The sequence below is a fragment of the Nocardia sp. CNS-044 genome (assembly GCF_059570515.1).
The window spans coordinates 50,895-71,818 of record NZ_JCANSX010000010.1 but is presented as its reverse complement, the minus strand read 5'-3'; the positions used below and the strand labels follow the sequence as shown (position 1 = coordinate 71,818).

Annotated in this window: 19 protein-coding genes; 15 read left to right on the top strand and 4 right to left on the bottom strand. The window is 68.8% G+C overall.

All coding sequences use genetic code 11. The features are described 5' to 3' along the window. Nucleotides 1–183: 183 nt before the first annotated feature. The 5 genes from T333_RS26255 to T333_RS26235 all read left to right on the top strand — a co-directional run bounded on the left by T333_RS26255 (nucleotide 184) and on the right by T333_RS26235 (nucleotide 5,196). A complete protein-coding gene (locus tag T333_RS26255; protein ID WP_496426171.1) occupies nucleotides 184–2,319 on the top strand; it encodes a catalase in 2,136 nt (711 codons plus the stop codon). Nucleotides 2,320–2,659: 340 nt separating this feature from the next. After that, nucleotides 2,660–3,085, top strand: coding sequence for an STAS domain-containing protein (locus T333_RS26250; protein ID WP_496426170.1), 426 nt, complete (start codon nucleotides 2,660–2,662; stop codon nucleotides 3,083–3,085). A 125-nt stretch (nucleotides 3,086–3,210) separates the two neighbouring features. Then, on the top strand, nucleotides 3,211–3,831 hold the full coding sequence (locus T333_RS26245; RefSeq protein ID WP_355001719.1) for a PAS and ANTAR domain-containing protein: 621 nt from the start codon (nucleotides 3,211–3,213) through the stop codon (nucleotides 3,829–3,831). A 158-nt stretch (nucleotides 3,832–3,989) separates the two neighbouring features. Then, complete coding sequence (locus tag T333_RS26240) at nucleotides 3,990–4,421, top strand: ATP-binding protein (protein ID WP_357247287.1); 432 nt, start codon at nucleotides 3,990–3,992, stop codon at nucleotides 4,419–4,421. Further along, entirely contained in the window at nucleotides 4,411–5,196 is a 786-nt protein-coding gene (locus tag T333_RS26235; RefSeq protein WP_067777991.1) for an RNA polymerase sigma factor SigF, read from the top strand. Before T333_RS26240 ends, T333_RS26235 begins: the two co-directional genes overlap by 11 nt. 74 nt (nucleotides 5,197–5,270) lie before the next feature. Here T333_RS26235 and T333_RS26230 read toward each other — a convergent pair whose 3' ends face one another. Then, on the bottom strand, nucleotides 5,271–5,630 hold the full coding sequence (locus tag T333_RS26230) for a hypothetical protein (protein ID WP_496426169.1): 360 nt from the start codon (nucleotides 5,628–5,630) through the stop codon (nucleotides 5,271–5,273). Nucleotides 5,631–5,823: 193 nt separating this feature from the next. On the opposite strand from T333_RS26230, the gene T333_RS26225 reads away from it, so the two are divergent. Together T333_RS26225 and T333_RS26220 are read left to right on the top strand one after the other, a co-directional pair. After that, nucleotides 5,824–6,222 (top strand): hypothetical protein, encoded by a 399-nt coding sequence (locus tag T333_RS26225; protein WP_355001556.1) that lies wholly within the window; start codon nucleotides 5,824–5,826, stop codon nucleotides 6,220–6,222. 37 nt (nucleotides 6,223–6,259) lie between these two features. After that, nucleotides 6,260–6,532, top strand: a complete 273-nt coding sequence (locus tag T333_RS26220; RefSeq protein WP_355001555.1) for a hypothetical protein — start codon at nucleotides 6,260–6,262, stop codon at nucleotides 6,530–6,532. Between the two features lie 61 nt (nucleotides 6,533–6,593). Here T333_RS26220 and T333_RS26215 read toward each other — a convergent pair whose 3' ends face one another. Continuing rightward, the gene (locus tag T333_RS26215) at nucleotides 6,594–11,300 is read right to left on the bottom strand and encodes a cation-translocating P-type ATPase (RefSeq protein WP_496426168.1); all 4,707 of its coding nucleotides are present in this window, start codon (nucleotides 11,298–11,300) and stop codon (nucleotides 6,594–6,596) included. Nucleotides 11,301–11,616: 316 nt separating this feature from the next. On the opposite strand from T333_RS26215, the gene T333_RS26210 reads away from it, so the two are divergent. The 8 genes from T333_RS26210 to T333_RS26175 all read left to right on the top strand — a co-directional run bounded on the left by T333_RS26210 (nucleotide 11,617) and on the right by T333_RS26175 (nucleotide 19,243). Further along, nucleotides 11,617–12,327, top strand: a complete 711-nt coding sequence (locus T333_RS26210; RefSeq protein WP_357247950.1) for a response regulator transcription factor — start codon at nucleotides 11,617–11,619, stop codon at nucleotides 12,325–12,327. Nucleotides 12,328–12,445: 118 nt separating this feature from the next. Next, complete coding sequence (gene ectA, locus T333_RS26205) at nucleotides 12,446–13,024, top strand: diaminobutyrate acetyltransferase (protein ID WP_496426167.1); 579 nt, start codon at nucleotides 12,446–12,448, stop codon at nucleotides 13,022–13,024. Beyond that, nucleotides 13,021–14,331, top strand: coding sequence for a diaminobutyrate--2-oxoglutarate transaminase (gene ectB / locus T333_RS26200; RefSeq protein ID WP_496426166.1), 1,311 nt, complete (start codon nucleotides 13,021–13,023; stop codon nucleotides 14,329–14,331). Before ectA ends, ectB begins: the two co-directional genes overlap by 4 nt. Further along, nucleotides 14,328–14,723, top strand: coding sequence for an ectoine synthase (locus tag T333_RS26195; RefSeq protein ID WP_355001551.1), 396 nt, complete (start codon nucleotides 14,328–14,330; stop codon nucleotides 14,721–14,723). The genes ectB and T333_RS26195 overlap by 4 nt, the downstream gene beginning before the upstream one ends. A gap of 18 nt (nucleotides 14,724–14,741) precedes the next feature. After that, nucleotides 14,742–15,635, top strand: coding sequence for an ectoine hydroxylase (gene thpD, locus T333_RS26190; protein WP_496426394.1), 894 nt, complete (start codon nucleotides 14,742–14,744; stop codon nucleotides 15,633–15,635). A 325-nt stretch (nucleotides 15,636–15,960) separates the two neighbouring features. Continuing rightward, the gene (locus T333_RS26185; RefSeq protein WP_496426165.1) at nucleotides 15,961–17,571 is read left to right on the top strand and encodes a M64 family metallopeptidase; all 1,611 of its coding nucleotides are present in this window, start codon (nucleotides 15,961–15,963) and stop codon (nucleotides 17,569–17,571) included. Beyond that, the gene (locus T333_RS26180) at nucleotides 17,568–18,320 is read left to right on the top strand and encodes a hypothetical protein (RefSeq protein ID WP_496426164.1); all 753 of its coding nucleotides are present in this window, start codon (nucleotides 17,568–17,570) and stop codon (nucleotides 18,318–18,320) included. Before T333_RS26185 ends, T333_RS26180 begins: the two co-directional genes overlap by 4 nt. 35 nt (nucleotides 18,321–18,355) lie before the next feature. After that, complete coding sequence (locus T333_RS26175; RefSeq protein ID WP_355001546.1) at nucleotides 18,356–19,243, top strand: ATP-grasp domain-containing protein; 888 nt, start codon at nucleotides 18,356–18,358, stop codon at nucleotides 19,241–19,243. 63 nt (nucleotides 19,244–19,306) lie between these two features. Here T333_RS26175 and T333_RS26170 read toward each other — a convergent pair whose 3' ends face one another. Both T333_RS26170 and T333_RS26165 read right to left on the bottom strand, forming a co-directional pair. Next, entirely contained in the window at nucleotides 19,307–20,530 is a 1,224-nt protein-coding gene (locus T333_RS26170) for a hypothetical protein (protein WP_496426163.1), read from the bottom strand. Beyond that, nucleotides 20,530–20,751, bottom strand: a complete 222-nt coding sequence (locus T333_RS26165) for a hypothetical protein (protein ID WP_355001544.1) — start codon at nucleotides 20,749–20,751, stop codon at nucleotides 20,530–20,532. The genes T333_RS26170 and T333_RS26165 overlap by 1 nt, the downstream gene beginning before the upstream one ends. Nucleotides 20,752–20,924: the final 173 nt, after the last annotated feature.

Genomic DNA, 20,924 nt, shown 5'->3' with positions numbered 1-20,924 from the left:
CTCGGCGCGGCCATGGCCGGACGTGTCGTCGGCGATATGTGCGGGATATGCCCGCCACCGTGGCGCGCAAACGGTGCGGCCCGGCCTTTTCGGCTGGAAATGTCCGGATGAGCGCGGTTTACCTGCACCGAATGCGGGCAGTCGGCCGGACGAGAGCGATTGACGGCAGGCAGGAGGAAGCCAGTGAACGAGCGATCGGACAACGGCGTCGGCGGATCCGGTGCCGATTCCAAGCAGCGACAGCTGGACGCGCACCGTGTCGATCGGGAGAGCGGCTATCTGACGACCCAGCAGGGCGTGCGCGTCGAGAGCACCGACGACGCGCTGGCCGCGGGGGATCGCGGACCCACGCTGTTGGACGACTTCCACGCGCGGGAGAAGATCACCCACTTCGATCACGAGCGCATCCCCGAGCGCGTGGTGCACGCACGCGGCGCGGGCGCCTACGGCTACTTCCAGCCCTACGACAACGCGCTCGCCGACGTCACGGCGGCGGCGTTCCTGACCGACCCGAGCGTGCGCACCCCGGTCTTCGTCCGGTTCTCCACCGTCGCCGGATCCCGCGGTTCCGCCGACACGGTCCGCGACGTGCGCGGGTTCGCCACCAAGTTCTACACGGCCCAGGGCAATTTCGATCTGGTCGGCAACAACTTCCCGGTGTTCTTCATCCAGGACGGCATCAAGTTCCCCGACTTCGTGCACGCGGTGAAACCCGAGCCGCACAACGAGATTCCGCAGGCCGCCTCGGCGCACGACACCCTGTGGGACTTCGTGTCGCTGCAACCGGAGACCCTGCACGCCATCATGTGGCTGATGTCGGACCGGGCACTGCCGCGCAGCTACCGGATGATGCAGGGCTTCGGCGTGCACACCTTCCGGCTGGTGAACGCGCAGGGCAAGGGCACCTTCGTCAAGTTCCACTGGAAGCCGAAGCTCGGCGTGCACTCGCTGGTGTGGGACGAATGCCAGCAGATCGCCGGGCGCGATCCCGATTTCAATCGCCGCGATCTCTGGGACTGCATCGAGGGGGGCCAGTACCCCGAATGGGAGCTCGGCGTTCAGCTGGTGCCCGAGGAGCGTGAGTTCGACTTCGATTTCGACCTGCTCGACGCGACCAAGATCATTCCCGAGGAGCAGGTCCCGGTCCGCCCGGTGGGGCGCATGGTGCTCGATCGCAACCCGAACAACTTCTTCGCCGAGACCGAACAGGTCGCCTTCCACACCGCGAACCTGGTGCCCGGCATCGACTTCACCAACGATCCGCTGCTGCAACTGCGCAACTTCTCCTACCTGGACACCCAGTTGATCCGGCTCGGCGGTCCCAATTTCGCCCAGCTGCCGATCAACCGGCCGGTGGCCGAGGTCCGCAATCACCAGCAGGACGGCTACGGCCAGCACGCCATCCCGGTCGGGCCCGCCTCCTACACCAAGAACAGCATCGGCGGCGGGTGCCCGTTCCTGGCCGATTCCGGTGCCTACCAACACTATCCGCAACGGATCGACGGCGAAGCGCAGCGCAAGCGCGCGGAGAGCTTCAAGGAGTACTACCGGCAGCCGAGGATGTTCTGGCGCAGCATGTCCCCGCCCGAGGCCGAGCACATCGTCGACGCGTTCGCCTTCGAGCTGGGCAAGGTGAATCGGACGGAGATCCGCGAGCGGGTCGTGGAGCACCTGGTCCGCATCGACACCGACCTCGCGGTGCGAGTGGCGGGCAAGCTGGGCACTTCCGCCCCGGAGTCCGACATCGACACCTCCGATTCCTTCGTCTCGCCCGCGCTGTCCCAGGCCAACACCGCGATGGACACGATCCGGACCCGCAAGATCGCGGTGCTGGCCGCCGACGGCATCGACGCGGCCGGGGTGCGCGCGCTGCGCACGGCGCTGACCGAACGCGGCGCGATCGTCGAGGTGCTCGGCCTGCACGGCGGACGAATCAGGGGCGACGGATCCGACGGCGACCAGCTCGATGTCGACCGGTCGCTGGCCACCGCCGCCTCGGTGCTCTACGACGGCGTTGTCGTCCCCGGCGGTCCCGGCGCGGCGGAGACGTTGGCGCGCAACGGTTCCGCGGTGCACTTCGTGCTGGAGGCGTTCAAGCACGCGAAAGCCGTCGCCGCCTTCGGCGCGGGCGTCTCGGTGCTGCGCATCTCCGGGATCATCCCCGAGACGCCACCGGATGGCGGGCTCGGCATCGAACAGGGCGTGGTCACCACCGAGTCGAGCGGCGGCTCACTACCTGGGGATTTCGTGGACGCCTTCGCCGACGCGCTGGCCAGGCACCGCATCTGGCGCCGGGCGACCTCCGCGGTGCCTGCCTGAGACAAGTCCCTGACACCGCCGGGCGGACGTGCCAGACTGTAGGGAGGTTGAGACTACAGCCGAACCCGGTTCGACGCGGTCGGCCCAGACGACGGGCCACCGCGATCATTCGGACGGGAGCGTGACGGCAACTGCCGATCGATGCCGATCGGCGGGCGCGCTGGGACGAACTCCGAGCGTGCCGCCAGGTGGCTGACAGGCCCGGCACGCGGCGGCTCGACGCACCGCGTACCCGACAGCGGGCCGTCATCCCACCGTGCCCCCTCCCATCGACGGCGCTCGCCCGTCGACCGAGCCGATCGCACCGAGCCGGACATCCCTTTGCCAAGGGAGGTTTGCCATGCCAGTTGACGCCGCTCTACCCCGGCACCGCATCGACGGAGTCGATCCGAGCGCTCGTCCAGGTGGTGCGCACTCGCAGCCCGACAGCCGCATGTGGTCGCAGCGGGTCGACCGGCGCCGACAGTGCGTCGTGGTCCGCGTCGAGGGCGAAATCGACGCGCTCGTGCACGACCGATTCCGGGAAACGGTCGAACATGCGACGCGAGCGGGGTGCCAGGCCGTGGTCGTCGATCTACGCGCCGCCAGATTCCTCAGCATCCGGACCGCGAGCGCATTGGGCACGCTCCGGCAACGGGCCGCGTGCGCGGGCGTCGACCTGCGTGTCGTAGCCGGTCGGGCCGAGATCGAACGGGCGCTCGACGTCGCGGGCGTTCGCTCGTTGTTCTTCCGCTACCCCTCCATGCGCGCCGCACTGGACGCGTGAGGCCGATAGTCCTCGGCCGCATCGATCTGCTCGCCGCTCACCCGCCGAGGACGGATACTTGCCGTGTGACGGAGAGTGGGTCGGTTCAGCCCGAAGACGCGTTCGCGCTGAACCGGGTGATCGGTATGGGGACGCCGCAGAGTGTCGGCAGTTTCCGATTCTGGTTCGCGGACCAGCGGTGGGAGTGGTCGGACGAGGTGGCGTTGATGCACGGGTACTCGCCGGGAACGGTGCGGCCCACGACGAAACTGTTGCTCTCGCACAAGCATCCCGAGGACCGTGAGCAGGTCGCCACGGTATTGGCGAACTCCATCGAGACCGGCGAGCCGTTCTCCAGCAGGCACCGGATCATCGACACGAAGGGCACGGTGCACCACATGATCGTGGTGGCCGACCGGATGACCGACGAATCCGGCGAGGTGGTCGGCACCGCGGGTTACTACATCGATGTCACCGACACGCTCGAGGAGCACCGGCAGGAGACGCTGGACGACACTCTGCCGGAGTTGTACGAGGCGCGCGCGATCATCGAACAGGCCAAGGGCGCGCTGATGCTGGTGTACGGCATCAGCGCGGAACAGGCCTTCCGAGTGCTGAGCTGGCGTTCCCAGGAAACCAACGTGAAACTGCGCTCGCTCGCCTCCCAGTTGATCGCCGATATGCATGCCACGACGCAGGTCGCCGTCGGCCTGCGCACGGAATTCGATCACCTGTTGCTGACCGCCCACGAACGGGTGCGGCGGTAGGGTGGGTACCCGCGTCGGCGATAACCGACGTTTCAGTTCGTGTCCGACGGGTAAGCGCAACGATGAGGGACGCCGCGGTCGCCTCACCTCGAGGTGTTCGGTGATTGTTGCGCGGTAGCCTGACGGATCGGCCGCGCGAAACAAGGTGGTGATGGGTTATGGGGGAGTGGACCTCTCAGTCCTCTACGGAAACGACGACCATCGGGGTGCGCGTGCCCGCGCGCCTCGAGCAGCTGACGATGCTCCGCGCGCTCGCCGAAACCGTGGCCCTCATCGCGGATTTCGCCATCGATGAAGTGACCGACATCCGCTTGGCCTTGGACGAGGTCGCCACCGCGCTGATCTTGGACGCGGTGCCCGGCTCGAATGTCGACTGCGCTTTCACCTACGACGAGAACCGCATGTTCGTGCACGTCTCCTCGGTGGCCACGACCGAATCGGTAGTGGAACAGGCCGGTTTCGGATGGCACATCGTGCGGACCCTCACCGAATCGATCGCGGCGCAGCAGGAGCCCTACGACGGAGCGCTGTCGGGGTACCCGACGGTTGTCGACTTCACCTGGGTGCGAGGGGGCGCCGATGGCGGGTGAATCGAAATCGGCGGGCGACAGCTACGACAACATCGAGCCGCTCTTCGAGAAGATCGCCGCCCTCGGCCCCGACGACCCGCGCCGCGCAGCCCTCCGAGAGGAACTGATCGGGCGGTGCCTGCCGCTGGCCGAGCACATCGCCCGCAAGTTCTCCGGGCGCGGTGAGATCTTCGACGACCTGCTCCAGGTCGCGCGCCTCGGCTTGGTGCAGGCCGCCGACCGGTTCGACGTGAGCCGTGGCTCGTCGTTCCTGGCGTTCGCGGTGCCCACCATCATGGGCGAGGTCCGCAGGCACTTCCGCGACAACACCTGGGCCGTGCGGGTGCCACGGCGCACCAAGGAGATTCAGCTCAGCATCGGCGCGACCGTGGAGGCGCTCTCGCAACGGCTCGGCCGGATGCCGCGCGCCAGGGAGATCGCCGACGAACTCGACGTCGACCTGGTCGAGGTCACCCAGGCCCTGATCGCGGGCAATGCCTACCAATCGTCGTCCATCGACGCCGTCGCGGGCGACGACATCGACAGCGCCCCGCTTCCGCTGCTGGAAAGCCTGGGCGCAGACGAACCGTCCTACCACTTGGTGGAGGACTTCATGGCGGTCAAGCCGCTCATCTCCGACCTGCCCGACCGCGAACGGCAGGTCCTCGTCATGCGCTTCTTCGAGGGCAAGACCCAGACGCAGATCGCCGACGTCCTCGGCGTCTCCCAGATGCACGTTTCCCGGATCCTGGCCAAGACGCTGCGCTGGCTGCGCGAGGAAGCGCTGCGCGACTGATCGACGCGACGTCCGCGACTCGTTGGCACGGGCCCACGGCGCTTTGCGATTCATTGGCGCGGCGCCCGCGCGGCTCACACCGGATTCGGCGGTGGGGGCGCCGGATCCGGCCCCGGAGTAGGACGACTGGGCGACGGTTCCGGCGGGGGATGACCCGGGCCCGGCACCGGCGGGGTACCGGGTTCGCGCGGGTCCGGGCCGGGCACCGGCGGCGTGGGCCGATCCGGTTCCGGGGGGAAGGGATGCGCCGGGCTCGGATCTGGTTCCGGCGGCAGCGGCGACGGACCCGGATCGGGCGGGAACGGGGGCGGGAACGGATGCGGCGCGGGGTCCGGATTCGGGATCGGCTCCGGCTCCGGCGGCGTCGGCACCGGGTCGGGCTCCGGAATCGGCGGAATGGGATCGGGCATCGGCTGTGGCGTGTGGTCGTCCATGCGACATCTCCTCGGTGGTGACCCGCGGCGCCGGAAACCGCGCGGCGGAGCGGGCCGGTCACCGAGCCGGGTACCCACCCAGCACGGGACGAATCGGGTGCGGTGTACGCCTCACTCTCGTTTGCCGACGATCCGGTTCGGGTAAAGGGGGAACAACCGGACAAAGAGATACGAGGGCGCAGAGGGAGTCGTCATGGACGATCAACGACGACCCGCCACCCGGACTCCGTACACCGGACCCGGGCATTCGAGGTCGCTGCAGCAGGCACAGGAGATCACGTCGCCGACGCAGCGGCCGGACCGAGCGGGCCGCACCCTGATCACGCGCAACCACGACGTGATCAGACGGTGGGCCGAGGAGCGCGGAGCTCGTCCCGCCACCATGCCGGGCAGCGAGTACAACGGCCGCCTCGGCGTGCTGCGCTTCGACTTCCCCGGCTACGGCGGGGCGGTGCTGCGCCCGGTCGGCTGGGACGAGTGGTTCGAGACCTTCGACGACCGGCGGCTGCGCTTCCTCTACCAGGAGCAACGGGCCGACGGCTCGCCGAGCAATTTCAACCGGCTGGAGCGACCGCGCCGCGAGGACCGCTGATCCGTTTCGTCGGCTCGGCAGCGGCAAAACCCCAAGCATGAGTGAACCGATAGGCGAGGAGCCGCTGGACGACACGGCGTGGACCGATCAGATTCCGTCCACCACCGAACAGCTCGACGAGGACGAACTCGACGCCGACCCGCTCGAGCAGGCGATGGACCCGCCCGACGCGTGGTCCGGCGCCGAGCGCTACGCCCGGTCGCCTGCCGAGCAGCGCGCGGGCGAGTCGATCGGCGAGCGTCTCGACGCCGAGGAACCGGACGTCGCTCCGGACCAGCCCCCGCTCACCAGGGGCCCCGAGGAGTCCTGACCGGAAACGACCGAGCGATCGGCGCGGCACCGGTGCCGCGCCGATCTTCTCGCGTCCGCGGTCAGTCCGTCGCCGCCGGTGCCGGCAGGAAGCGGGGGAGCACCACCGAGCCCGCGGTGGCCGCGGCGGCGGTCGTCGCCGCGATGGTCCAGCCGATCGGGCCCAGCGGGGTGCAGCCGAAGTAGCCGCACACACCCGGGGTCATGACCACGGCCCCGAGCACCACGCCGCTGGCCGCGGTGGTCACCCAGACCAGCGGGCTGCGGTGCCCGGAGACCAGCGTCTGCCCGAGCTGGGTGCCGATCAGCGCGACCAGACCGATGGTGGCGGCCCGGCGCTGCGACCCGGTGTAGCGGGCGATGGTCCACGCGGTCGCCGCCCCCGCGGCGGTGGTGACGCCGCGGACCGCGATGGTGTGCGCAAGCTCCGGTCCGAGCCGCGCGGGCGGGATTTCGGACAACTGCCTGGCGCGCTCTTCGGGATCGGTGGCGTCCTGTTCGGCGCGGTCGGGAGAGAGCGCGAGCGCCAGCGCGGGGAACATGTCGGTGAGCATGTTCACCAGCAGGAACTGGCGGGTGCCGAGCGGTGCGTGTCCGCTGACGGCGGTGCCGTACAACGTGAACGCCACCTCGCCCGCGTTGCCGCCGACCAGCACGCCGACGGCGTCGTTGATCCGCTGCCACATGCCGCGTCCCTCCACGAGCGCGTGTAGCAGGGCGGTCGGGTCCGGTTCGGTGAGCACCAAGTCGGCGGCGTTGCGGGCGGCGGCGGAACCGTGTGCGGCCAAACCGATTCCGACGTCGGCGCTGCGGATCGCGGCCGCGTCGTTGCTGCCGTCGCCGGTCATGCCGACGACATGCCCCGCGCGGCGCAGCGCGGCGACGATGCGCACCTTCTGCTCGGGGGCGACCCTGGCGAACACCGTCGTCCGCTCGATCAGCTTCGTCTGTTCGCTGTCGTCGAGGCGGTCCAGATCGGCGCCGGTGGTCACCGACTCCGCGTCGATGCCGAGCTGTCGTGCGACGGCCGCCGCGGTCACCGGATGGTCGCCGGTGATCATGCGGATGCCGATGCCGTTCTCGCGCAACGCCTGCACGAGCGGAAGCGTCTGCGGGCGCGGCGTGTCGGCCAACCCGAGGAAGCCGAGGAGGGTGAGTTCGCCGACCGCCTCCTCGACGTCCGCCGGCTTCTCGGCCAAGTCGCGGCGGGCCACCACCAGCACCCGCAGGCCCTGTTCGGCGAGATCACGCACCACCGCTTGGGCGCGCTCGCGATGGTGGTCGGTGAGCGTCTGCTTGTCCTCATCGCCCGTGCGCACCTTCGCGCACCGGGGCAGCACCACCTCGGGGGCGCCCTTGACGACGAGGCGCAGCCTGCGGGTGGTGTGCCCGAGCGCGGCGGCGTAGCCGCGGTTGGACTCGAACGGGATCTCCTCGATCGGGTCCCACTGGTCGTCGTCGCCGAGCACGTCGGCGGCATCGAGGACCGCGCGATCGGTGGCGTGCAGCACCGGACCGTCGTCCGGGTCGGGGCAGGCTCGCGCGGCGGCGCGCAGTAGACGGCGCGCGTTGTAGACATCGGCGTCGTGTGGCCACTGCCGATCCAAGTCGGCGAGGGTGGTCAGCCGCAATCGCCCTTCGGTGAGAGTTCCGGTCTTGTCGAAGCACAGCGTGTCGACGCGGCCGAGCGCCTCGACGGTGCGGCTGGCCCGCACCAGCACGCCGTACCGGGACAGCCTGCGGGCGGCGGCGAGCTGCGCCACGGTGGCGACCAGCGGCAGCCCTTCCGGTACTGCGGCGACGGCCACGCCGACGCCGTCGGCGATCGCGATGCGCAGCGGTTGTCCGCGCAGGCCGCCCAGCGCCGTCACCGCGCTGCCGCCCGCCAGGGTCAGCGGCAGCACGCGCTCGGTCAGACGTCGCAATTGCGCTTGCACACCGCCCTTTTCGGGCGGCACCGCGCCCGCGGTAGCGCGCCCGGCCTGCGTGTCGGCGCCAACGGCGACAACGACCGCGCAGGCCTCGCCGGTCACCACCGTGCTGCCCTCGAACACCATGCACGCCCGGTCACCGAGCTCGGCGCCCGGCGTGGCGGCCAGCTGCTTCTCCACGGTGACCGATTCGCCGGTCAGTCCGGATTCGTCCATCTCCAGGTCGTCCACCCAGAGCAGACGCGCGTCGGCGGGCACCACGTCGCCCGCCCGCAGCGCGACGACATCACCCAGGACGAGCCGGTGGGCGGGCACGATCCGCTCGTCGGCGTCGGCGGCCGGCTCGGTGCCGCCCTCGCCCACCGCGGCGCGATCCAGCAGCCGGGCGGTCACCTCTTCTTCGGCGATCAGCTGGTGCAGCGCGTTCTCCGCCTTCTGGCGTTGCCGCGCGGAGACCAGCGCGTTGACGGTCAGCACCGAGGAGAGCAGCAGGGCGTCGGAGGGAGAGCCGAGGATGGCGGTGGCGACGGCGCCGACACCGAGGATGGGCGTCAGCGGGTCGGCCAGCTCACGGCGAAGCTGCCCGGCGAACGAGATCAGCGGCGCGAAGGGCGCGAGCAGCGCGGGCGTGCGCGATTCCTCGGTGACCCGCGCGTCCAGCGCCTGCGGCTCCGGTAGCCGGGAGAGCACCTCGTCGGGTTCGAGCGCGTTCCACGGCAGCAGCGGCGCCAGAGTGGCGCGCGGCTCGCCGCGCACGGCCTGCCAACCCGCGAACGCGCCGTTGACCAGACCGACGAAATGCGCGGTGACCATCGGCGAGCTGCGTCCGCGCCGCGCCGGACCGGTCGCCAGCAGCAATCCGCCGAGCGCGCACGCCGACAGCGCCAGCGCGCGGCCGCGTTCGCTGGCCTGCCTGGCCGGGACCACCGCGGCCAGCACCCGCTGGACCTGGCTCAGATCGCGGCACATCAGATCGGCGCTCCACGGGGGCCGCATCGACTCGCACTCGCCGCCGCACACGCCGATCGCCACGTCGGCCCAGGCCAGCGCCTTGTGCGCACGCGGACTCAGCACCGCGACGACATGACCGTCCTGCTGCGCGCCGTTCACCAGCTTGCTCATCGACACCCCCGCGGAGACGAATTCGTCGGCGAGGGAACGCAATTCCGCGACATCCTCGCCGCCGACCAGCGTCACCCGCAGACCCGCGGTGCGCGCGGCGCCGAGCAAGGCGTGCGCGCGACGGTCCAGCTCGCGCCCGATCAGGACCCGGCCCACCGGGCGGCCGCCGTCGCGCAGTTCGCGCCAGACCGGGCGCACCGTGACGCCGCGATCCGGCGCTCCGCTCTTGGGCTGGACCAAGCGCAACCCGTGCGAACCACTCGGCCCCGCTTCGTCGTCCAAGCCGTCCGCGGACCGCAGCAGGCGCTGCGCGGCGCTCCACACGTGGGCCGCGGCGCGCTCCTCGTCGGCTTTCACTTGCTCGTCGAGCTCGTCGTGCGTCGGTCGCGACCCGTTGGTCGACACCCGTGAGGTCTCGGACGAGCTGTCCGTCGCGGCGGCGCCGTCCCGCCGCAGACGCCTGCGTGGGTCCCGCCAGCGCGGGTCGATGGGTTCGGCCGCGAGCACCAGGCGGCGCGAGGTCAGCAACGATTCGCCGTCCACCACCAGCGCGGTGAGGCGATCCAACCGACGCCATACGACCGGCTCCAGGGTGAGCACACCTGCGCGCGACAGGGTCATCGAGACGGCGGCGGCGTACGCCTCCCGCGTCGCTCGGGCGGCCTTCGGCGCGCCGAGCTCGAGCGCCTCCGACGCCGCGCCCCCGCGCCGAGAGGCGCCGAACGCGGCCGCGCTGAGCAGCGCGCCCGCCGAGGCTTCGTCGGCGACCCGTTCCACCGGCCCGCGCGGCAGTTCGGCGGGCCTGGAGTGCTCGGGCAACGGATCGTCGACGGCCAGCGCCTCGTGCGTGGTGAGTTCGCACTCCCAGTCGCGCCACTGGGCGCGTCGCGCCACGACCTCGGTCAGCACCATAGTGCGCTGCATCGTGTCGACGACCAGGTTCGCCATGCCCGCGGCAGGCGCGTTGCCGATCGCGTTGCCGATCGCCATCGCGGTGCTCAGCACCAGATCCGTTCTCGGACGGCCCAATCGATCTTCCAGCACGCGCCGCAGCCGCGGCTGGGCGTCGGTGAACGCGGCCATCGAGCGCAGCACCCGCACCGGCGGCTTGATCGGCAGCAGCCAGCTCGTGGTCGCCACGGCCATCGCGCACAGATCCCCGGCGACCTGAATCCCCGCCACCAGCAACGGTTCTCGATCCGAGGGGAACTCGGCGCGACGGTTCCACTCCCGATCCGCGACCTTGACCTCGCGCTCGGTCCGCTCCACCTCGGCGAGCAGTGCGGGCAGATCCGCCGCGCCGTTGGCCAGCGCCGCGACCACCCGTCCGGTGACCGCGTTGACCTCCCACCAGCGCACCGCGCGCAGCCGGTCGAGTCGCTTGCCGAGCGCCTTGGTGATGGCCGGGTTGTCCATGTCGGTGAGGCCGCGCACCTCGACGGTCGCGCGATCCTCGCTCACGGCGATCCGGCGATGGGTTCGTCCGGTGTGCGGGTCGACCAGGTCGGCCAGGTCGTCACGCAGGTGGCCGGCGGCGTCGGGGAGCATCAGCTCCGCGCCCGCGACGGCGGCGCGCACACCGGTCTCGGCGACGCGGATCGGCACGGTGGCGGCTTTCATCCCGGTGTCGACGGCGAGCCCCACCCCGGAGCGCGCGACGTCGACCGCCGTGCCCGCGACGGAGGAGACCAGCGGGTTGAACACGATATTGCGCACCGATAAGCCCATACCGGTCAGCTACCCGGCAGTGCACCGGACAAACAGCGCGGAAGCGGTTCCGACGGCGCTGTTCGGCCGGTTCGCGCCGCCGAGACGACGTGGCGAGGATCACTGCCGATTTGCCATTGATGCGCGCGCGGGTAAGGGTGGGTACCCGAACGGAGCGGCACCCGCCAGCCACCCGATGTTTACCGAGCGGTCGGTACGGGTATTCGTGTGGTCGGCAAGCTGCTCGAAGCGGACTGTCGCGTCGTCTGGGCATGCGATTTCCGCATCACGCCGCGCTTCCGCCTGTCTGCAAGGGATGAGGGTCTTGAGCGCGAACCTGATGATCGTCGACGACGACGACCAGATCCGCGGCGCGCTGCGGATGGCCATGGAGGACGAAGGCTACGACGTCGCCGAGGCGAACGAGGCCGAGGACGCGCTGTCGCGTCTGCGCAGCAACGGCGCCCCCGATGTGATGATCGTCGAACTGATGCTCGGCGACATGGACGGCTTCGACTGCATCCGCGAGATCCGCCGCGACCACGACGTCCCGATCATCGTGATCAGCTCGCGCGACGACACGCACGACGTCGTGGCCGCGCTCGAGGCAGGCGCCGACGATTTCGTCACCAAGCCATTCGAAATCAAGGAAATCTCCGCGCGCATGCGCGCACTACGTCGCAGAGCGCGATTGGCCGCCGAGCGCGAAGCGCCGCGAGAAATGGTGCTGGACGCGTATCCGGGCGCGCCGCTCGTCCTCGACAAAGACGGCGGCGCGGTACGCCGCGGCGCCGAGGAAATACGCCTGACAATCACCGAGTTTCGACTCCTCTGCGAACTCGCCGAATCGCCGGGGCGCGTGCTCAGCCGCGCCCTGTTGCTCGAACGAGTTTGGGACGATGGGTTTTTCGGCGACGAGCGCATTGTAGACGTCCATATGCGGCGGTTGCGAACGAAGATCGAGCGCGATCCATCGGATCCGTGCGTCGTGGTCACTGTGCGCGGGCTCGGATATCGCCTCGACGTGCAACGTTGATCACATTATGTTTTGCCTCGTGATCTGTTCGTAATACAACCGCAAAGAGATCGACCACTTCAGCTCAAAGTTGGTTCGTAAGCCTGGATAAGTACTGCAGACCCGACCTGGGAGTTGTATGTCACTGCCAACCTTGTCCACGGAAACGATCGATCGCGCCGCGTCGGCGTGGCACAGATCCGACCGCATCGGTGTTCCACTCCTTCGTGCGCCACAGCTGGGCGACGCCGCCCAGATCTGGCGGATCGCGAAGGATTCGCACGTGCTCGACACCAACTCGAGCTACGCGTACCTGCTGTGGTGTCGGGACTTCCCCGGCACGACGGTGGTCGCCGAGGTGGACGGCAGGGTCGTCGGCTTCGTCATCGCCTACCTGCGGCCGCAGGCTCCGGACACCGTATTCGTCTGGCAGGTGGCGGTTTCGCACAGCGAGCGCGGCCGGGGCACCGGCTCCGCGCTGATCGAGCACCTGCTCGACACCGTCGCCCCGCACGGGGTCACGGCGCTGGAAACCACCGTCTCGCCGGACAATCCGGCCTCGATCGCGATGTTCGCGGCGGTGGCCCGCCGTCGCGGCGCGCGAATGACCAAGCGCCCCTTGTTCGATCCTGGCGTCTTCCCCGACAACCACGCCGCAGAAGACCTCTACCGCATCGCGCCGACCGCGCAGCGAAAGCCTGAGAAGGAGCTTCGATGATCACCGCCGAAACCACCGTCTTCGAGTCGCTCGAGTCGAATGTGCGCGGCTACTGCCGTGCCTGGCCCACCGTGTTCACCACCGCGAAGGGCGCCTGGCTGCGCGACGAGGAGGGCAAGGACTACCTCGACTTCTTCGCGGGCGCTGGCGCGCTGAACTACGGCCACAACAACCCGATCCTCAAGCAGCCGCTGCTGGACTACATCGCCAGTGACGGCATCACGCACGGCCTGGACATGTCCACCGCGGCCAAGCGCAAGCTGCTGGAGACCTTGCGCGATACCGTCTTCGCGCCGCGCGACCTGGACTACAAGGTCCAGTTCCCCGGACCGACCGGCGCCAACGCCGTCGAGGCCGCGCTCAAGCTGGCCCGCAAGGTGACCGGCCGCGAGACCATCCTCAGCTTCACCAACGCCTTCCACGGCATGACCCTCGGCGCGCTGTCGGTGACCGGCAACGCCGCCAAGCGCGCCGGCGCGGGCGTGCCGCTGGTGCACGCGGCGCACATGCCCTACGACGGCTACTTCGACAACACCACCGCCGACTTCCAGTGGATGGAGCGGGTGCTCGACGACACCTCCTCGGGCTTCGACCGTCCCGCCGCGGTCATCGTGGAGACGGTGCAGGGTGAGGGCGGCGTGAATGTCGCTCGTGCCGAATGGCTTCGGCACTTGGCCAAGCTGTGCGAGGAGCGCGAGATCCTGCTGATCGTCGACGACGTGCAGATGGGCTGCGGCCGCACCGGCCCGTTCTTCTCCTTCGAGGTCGCGGGCATCACCCCCGACATCGTGACCCTGTCGAAGTCCATCGGCGGCTACGGATTGCCCATGGCCCTGGTGCTTTTCAAGTCCGAACTGGACCAGTGGGCGCCCGGCGAGCACAACGGCACCTTCCGCGGCAACAACCCCGCCTTCGTCACCGCGCAGACCGCGCTGCAGCACTACTGGTCCGACGACACGCTCGAGCGCGCCACCTACGCCAAGGGCGAGCGCATCGCGACGGCGCTCGGCGCGGCGGCCGCGCACTTCCCCGGCCTGTCCACCCGCGGCCGCGGCCTGGTGCACGGCATCGCCTTCGACGACCCGTCGCAGGCGGGCAAGGTCTGCCAGGTGGCCTTCGAGCGCGGTCTGCTGGTGGAGACCTCCGGCTCCACCGACGAGGTGGTGAAGCTGTTGCCGCCGTTGACGATCAGCGACGAGGAGCTCGACCACGGCTTGCAGCTGCTCACCGGCGCCATCGACACGGTGTGCACCGGCTGGGGCCGCCTGCACCACCGCGGCCCGGCCGAGGGCGGTGAGTTCCAGTGATCGTGCGCAGCACCGCGGAGATCACCGGCACCGAACGCGACGTCGCGGGCAAGGGCTGGCGCAGCAAGCGGATCGTGCTCGGCGGCGACGGCGTCGGTTTCTCCTTCCACGAGACCACCATCGAGGCCGGGACCGTGCACGAGTTCCACTACCGCCACCACGTGGAGGCGGTGTGGTTGATCGAGGGCGAGGGCACGCTCACGGACCTGGACAACGACGTCACCTACGAGCTCGGCCCCGGATCCATGTACCTGCTCGACGGCAACGAACGCCACCGTCTCGAGGTGCGCAGCACCATGCGGATGATGTGCGTGTTCAACCCGCCGGTCACCGGGCAGGAGGTTCACGACAGCAACGGCGTCTACCCGCTGGTCGCGGCGCCGATCGGCTGAAAGGAGCGGCGAGAAGTGTTGCCACAGACCATCGAGCGCGACGAGGTCGAGCGCATCGATCGGTACCCCACCCGAACCGGTGCGCGCCCACGGCACATCGAGCGACCCGACCCCACGGTGTGGGGGACGATCGAGTCCGAGGAGCTGGCCACCTTCGATCGCGACGGATTCGCGGTCGTCGAGGACCTGCTCAGTGCCGACGAGGTGGCCCTGTTCGGCGCCGAGATCGGCAGGCTCGCCGCCGATCCGGCGTTGACCGACGACGACCGGTTCATCGTGGAGAAGGCGTCACGCCGCGTCCGGTCCATCTTCGAGGTGCACAAGCTCAGCGACGCGGTCGCCGAGTTGGTGCGCGAATCGCGGGTGGCCGGGCTGGCCAGGCAGGTGCTCGGATCGGATGTTTATCTGCATCAGACCCGGATCAACTACATGCCCGGCTTTCGCGGAACGGGGTTCTACTGGCACTCGGATTTCGAGACCTGGCACGCCGAGGACGGCATGCCGAGCCCGCGCGCGGTGAGCCTGTCGATCGCGTTGACCGACAACCACCCGGTCAACGGGAGCCTGATGGTGATGCCCGGCTCGCACCGCACCTTCGTCCCGTGCCAGGGCAGCACGCCCGCCGAGCACTACCGGGAGTCGTTGCAGGAGCAGGAGATCGGTGTGCCGACCACCGATGACATCGCGACGCTCGCGAGCAAGCACGGCATCGTGCAGTTCACCGGTCGGGCGGGGTCGGCACTGCTGTTCGACTCGAACATCATGCACGGCTCGTCCAACAACATCACTCCCTTCCCGCGCTCGAACATCTTCCTGGTGTTCAACAGCGTGGAGAACGTTTTGGAGGAGCCGTTCGCCGCGCCGGGACGGCGACCCACCTACATCGGCAGCCGGGATTTCACCCCCGTGTAGCCGGTGCTCCAGCGCCGCGGTGTGAGATGTCGGGTCGGCGCCGCGGCGGGATTTCGCACAACGAAGTGCGCGATTCCGATACCGCGCCGTGCGCGTCCCTCACGGGATGCGCACGGCGCGGTGTTTCGGTCGTGGGGTATGCGCCCACTCTCCGGCTGCTTCCCCGGTACCGATGAGCTCGCCTGATCGATCGTCGCGAGTCAAGGGGCACGGCGACAATGCCGTCCCCACGCGGGAAGTTCTGCGTGCTCGCAATACGAGTAGTGCAGTACTCACGCCCGGCGGCACTCCTCGGTCGGACAATTCGAAAATGCCAGGACGGTCGGTGAGTGTCAGAAGCGAGCAACAGCCGCAGCCGAACCGTGCGCTGCGTCTCCTCATGAAGTACGACGGCCGGAGAGTCGCGGTCAGCGACCGGCAAGAGGTGGAGATGGCGGTGCCGCCGAGCGATGCGCTGAAGGGCTACGAGGGCCGCAGCGGCTTCTGGTTCGAGGTGCGAGACGCGAAGGGCAAAGTCATCTACCGGCGCGTCGCGAGTAACCCCATCCGGTTCGACGCGGAGGCGCACGAACCCGACACGGGTGCGCAGCGCCACAAGGTGGACCGGCCGCACGGCGTGTTCGCGATCCTCATCCCGGATCTACCAGCGGCGGACAGCCTGGTACTGGTGAGCAGTCCCCTCGATCCCGAGAGGAGTGGGGGCCCGCTGAACCGCTTGCGCACTTCCCACTGCGCCGAAAGCGAGGCCGTGCCCATGGGAATCGGTGACGGCAGCGTCCTGGGTGCTACCAAGATCCTCGATCACGGGCCCGACAGCGATCGCTGGACGTTGGTTCTCGTTGCCGAGGGTTACCGGGCCGCCGAGATCGAGAAATTCGCGACGGATGCGCAGAGCTTTGTCGCCACGCTCCTCGGCACCGCCCCCTTCGACAGGCTGCAAGCGGCCCTGAACGTCTATCGCCTGGACGTGGCGTCCACAGACAGTGGCGCGGACGATCCCACTGCGTGCTGCGGAACAGGCTCCGTCGCGGCCACGTACTTCGACGCCAGTTTCTGCAACAGCGGTGCCCGACGGCTCTTGGTCGTCGACACCGCCACCGTGATGAGTACGGTCGGGGCCGATGTGCCCGCCTGGAACATGATCATGGTCCTCGTCAACTCCAAGGTTTACGGCGGATCCGGGGGCGCCGTGGCAGTCTTTTCCATGGCTGCTGGAGCAGCCGAGATCGGACTCCACGAAATGGGGCACACGGCTTTCGGTCTCGCCGACGAGTACGAGTACTACCTGGAATGCGGGCGAGATGTGGGCCGCGACCGCCATCCCACGGTGGAGCCGGACTTTCCGAACGTCACCATCGACAGCAACCGCGCGACGATCAAATGGCGAGACCTCGTGCTTGCCGGCACCCCGATGCCGACGACGTCCAACACAGACTGCTCGATATGCGATCCGCAGTCCAATCCGCGCGCGCCGGACACGGTGGGTGCGTACGAGGGCGCGAACTACTATCACTGTGGCGTCTTCCGCCCGCAATTCGACTGCCGCATGCGGACCGTGGACAGGTGTTCCCCGCGGCCCTTCTGCGCCGTGTGCCGCCGACGGATCACCGAGACTCTCACCCCGCTCCTGCCGTCCAAGACGATCGTCAAGGAGTTGAAGGAGATCAAGGAGTTCAAAGAGATCAAGCTCGAGAAGATCGAGATCAAGGAGGTCTTCAAGGAGATCAAGCTGGAGAAGCTCGAGGTGGAAGTCAGCAACCCCGCACTCGGGAATCCGATGCCGGATGCCAGGACGCAGTCCGGGGATCTGGTCGATATCGGGCAACGTCTGGACCGGCTCGAGGACACGGTGGCCCGCATTGCGCACTTCATCGAGCGTGAGCAACGGCCCGATTCGAGTCGCGGTGCCCTGCAAAACGAACCGCCACGCGAGTGATCGGGCACGCGGCGGCGCGGCGTTTCGGGCTCATCCTGTGCGAGCCCGGCGATCCCGTTGCCGGATGGGTGGATCAGCAGCTGCGCAGGCGCGGAGCTGCCACGCAAGTCGTCACCACCGAAGCGCTCTGCTCGGGATCGCGCTGGCGTCACACTGTCGGACCAGCGGGCGCACGTTTCGACGTGGTGCTCGCCGATGGACGGCGGATATATCAAGAGGATGTCGGTTGGGTCCTCAATCGCCTCGTGCAGATTCCGTCGTCCTACCTCGCCAGGATCGAGCAGGAGGATGTGGAATACACCGAGCAGGAGTTCCGCGCCCTGCTGTGCAGTGCGTTGCACTCGATGTGTCGGACGGGAGCGCACGTGGTCGAGCTGCCGCATCCCTATGTTCTGGCAGGGCGGTGGCGTTCGCCCGCAGAATGGTATCTGCTGGCCACGCGGGCCGGCTTGCCCCACCGTCCATGGCGCTGGCATGACACTATGCCGAAATCATGTCCTGCCGACAACGAATGGACGTCTTGGGCGCTCGTGATCGGGGACATCGTCCTCTCGGATCCGCCGCTCTCGGAGGACGTTCGCTCGGCCTGCCGCCGCTTGGCCGATCTCGCCGAAGTGTCGTTGCTCCACATTGGACTCGATCGGTCACCTGATACGTCGCCGGTCTTCACGGGGATAATGCCGATGGCCGATCTACGCGTGGCCGGTGACCGGGCGATCGATGCCTTGTCGAAGGTCCTGAGCCGATGACCGTCCTGTTGTGCGGGATCCGTTCGGAGCCGCCGATGGCTCTGGTAGCCGCCGAGTTGGCGCGTATGCGAACCCCGTTTCGCTGGTTCGATCAGCGACAGGCTCTCGTCACCACCCTGCGATTGGAGGTCGCGGACGGGCGCGTGGGTGGCACGATCGAGGACTGCTCGGGGCGGGCCGAACTGGAGTCGATCCGCAGCGTTTACGTCCGCACGATGGACGATCGACTCCTTCCTGAGATCGCGTCGGAGCCGGTCGACTCGCCAGGTCGCATGCACTGCCGAACCCTGCACGACCAGCTGATGACCTGGCTCGAGATGACCCCCGCGCTGGTGGTGAACCGAGCATCGGCCCAGACCAGCAATGCGTCCAAGCCGTATCAGCTGCAACTCATCTCGGCAGCAGGATTCAACGTCCCGGAGACACTGATCACGAGCGATCCCGCCGAGGTCCTCGAATTTCGGGCGCGCCACGGCCGGATCGTCTACAAGTCGATGAGCGGTGTTCGTTCTGTGGTCAAGCTGCTCACCGACCTGGACATCGGTCGTCTCGACCGAATCCGAGGGTGTCCGGTCCAGTTCCAGTCCTACGTGGACGGCGTAGATGTCCGCGTCCACACCGTCGGCGACGACGCTTTCGCCGCGCGGGTAACGAGCTGGGCCACCGACTATCGATACGGGTCCGCAAGTGGGGCACCGCTCGCGGTGGTCGACGCGTATTCGATCGATGACGAACTGGCTGGACGCTGTGTTCGTTTATCCCGAACCTTGGGGCTGGAGCTCGCCGGAATCGATCTTCGTATCACCCCGGAAGGGGAAGCCGTGTGCTTCGAGGCCAATCCCAGCCCTGCGTTCTCGTATTACGAGCAGCAGGCCGGGCTTCCGATCGCCGCCGCGATCGCCCGGCGACTTGCCTCGGCATGAGATCCGACAGTCATATCCGCTGGTCTTCGGATTACCACGGGACCCGTTCGCGAAGGAGACACGTCAGCCGTAGATGTTCATCGTGACGGTGAGCGTCGCCAGGCGGGTGTCCAGGCGTAGTTCGTGGACTCGCCGTTCGAGCGTCTCGCGGTCCGCCGCGGGCAGTTTCGCCCATGCCTCGCCGAGGCGGGTCTGGGTTTCACCGTCGATCTCGGCCAGTATCCGCAGCAGCGCGGGCCATAGTCTGGCCTCGGTGACGAGCACGGGCAACTGGACGAGCACCGCGTCGGCCGACTCGAACAGCAGCCTGCCCCACCGACGCGTCGTCTCGGCGTCGGCGCGTTCCAGCAGATTCACCAGACCGCGCAGCGTCGCGGGCTCCGGCTGTTCGGCGACCGCTGCCACCAGCGCCGACATGACGGCGTGGTCGGCGGTCACCGGATTGGCGGCCAGCGTGTCGAGCGCCGAAGGGCCGAGATGCCCGACGAGCGTCAGCAATTCGCGGATCGCGCCCGCCTCGGCCGCGACACGGACGAGGTCGCCGTTCTGCTCGACGGTGCCGACATCGATGAGAATGCCGCCCAGCGCGGCGATCACGTCCTCGTCGCAGCGCGCGAAGACCGACAGCGCGGTCAGCCGCAGCTCCGCGGAACCGGACAGGAGGGTGGCGGCCAGGCGCGGGATCCGTTGCGCGGAACCGTGCAGCATCTCCCGGATGACGGCGCTGATGCTCGCGCTCGAATACGCGTAGGCGGCCGAGAGGATCATGCCTTCGTCGTCGTGCACGCCCGCCTCGACGGCGCGGATGAGCGCGGGTGTGGCGTAGGCGAGGAACGGACCCGCGGTGACGTAGTCGCCCCGGCGCAGCAGCTCGTTGGTGATCGTGACGACCGGCCCCGGCGGTGCGACGTCGGCCAGCTCGCCGACCGTGCGCGGATCCAGATACGGCGCGCAGTCCGCGGCGTAGGAGACCTCCAGCATGCCGAGCGCCTCGGCGGCCTTCCTCGGATGCTCGACGCCGACCGCGCCCGCGGCGCGGCCCGCCATCGTCGGCGGCACCATGCGCTGGACCAGCGGCAGCGAAATGCTCAGCGGGACAACTGGAACCAGCATGCCGACGCGCCGGAAGGTGGCCGTGTGCTCGTCGAAGATCCGGCGTGCGATGCGCTGTTGCAATTCGTGCAGCCGTGCGGCACCCAGCTTCTCGAGGTGCGCGAGGCGTTCGGCGGGGACGTGCAGCGTGCGGGCGAGCAGGACGAGCTGTGCCCTGGTGACCAGGTCGGTCATCAGCCGAGCCGGTTTCCGAACATGATCTTCTTCGCCGCCGTGCGCAGCGGCCACGGCAGCGCGCCGACCACCGCGTCCACGGAGTCGGCGAGGGTAGCGGTCTCGGTACGCAGTGCGGCGTCGACCATTTCGGCGAGTTCGTCGATCTCCTGCTCGGTCAGCAGATCGAGGGCGGCGAACGGTCCGCCCAATTCGCGCTCCAGGTGGGCTCTGGCGGTCATCGTTCTCCCGTCGTGCGGCCTCCGCGACCGTGGCGGGCCGCGAAGGCTTTTCTCGATCACATTGTGCAGGTCCGCACGGAATGCGGGACGGATTCCCATAATTGGACGTTTGACCGAAAAGTCACCGGCGCGTCCGGCGGATTCCGCCGGGCCTTGACCTAACTGTTACCTGT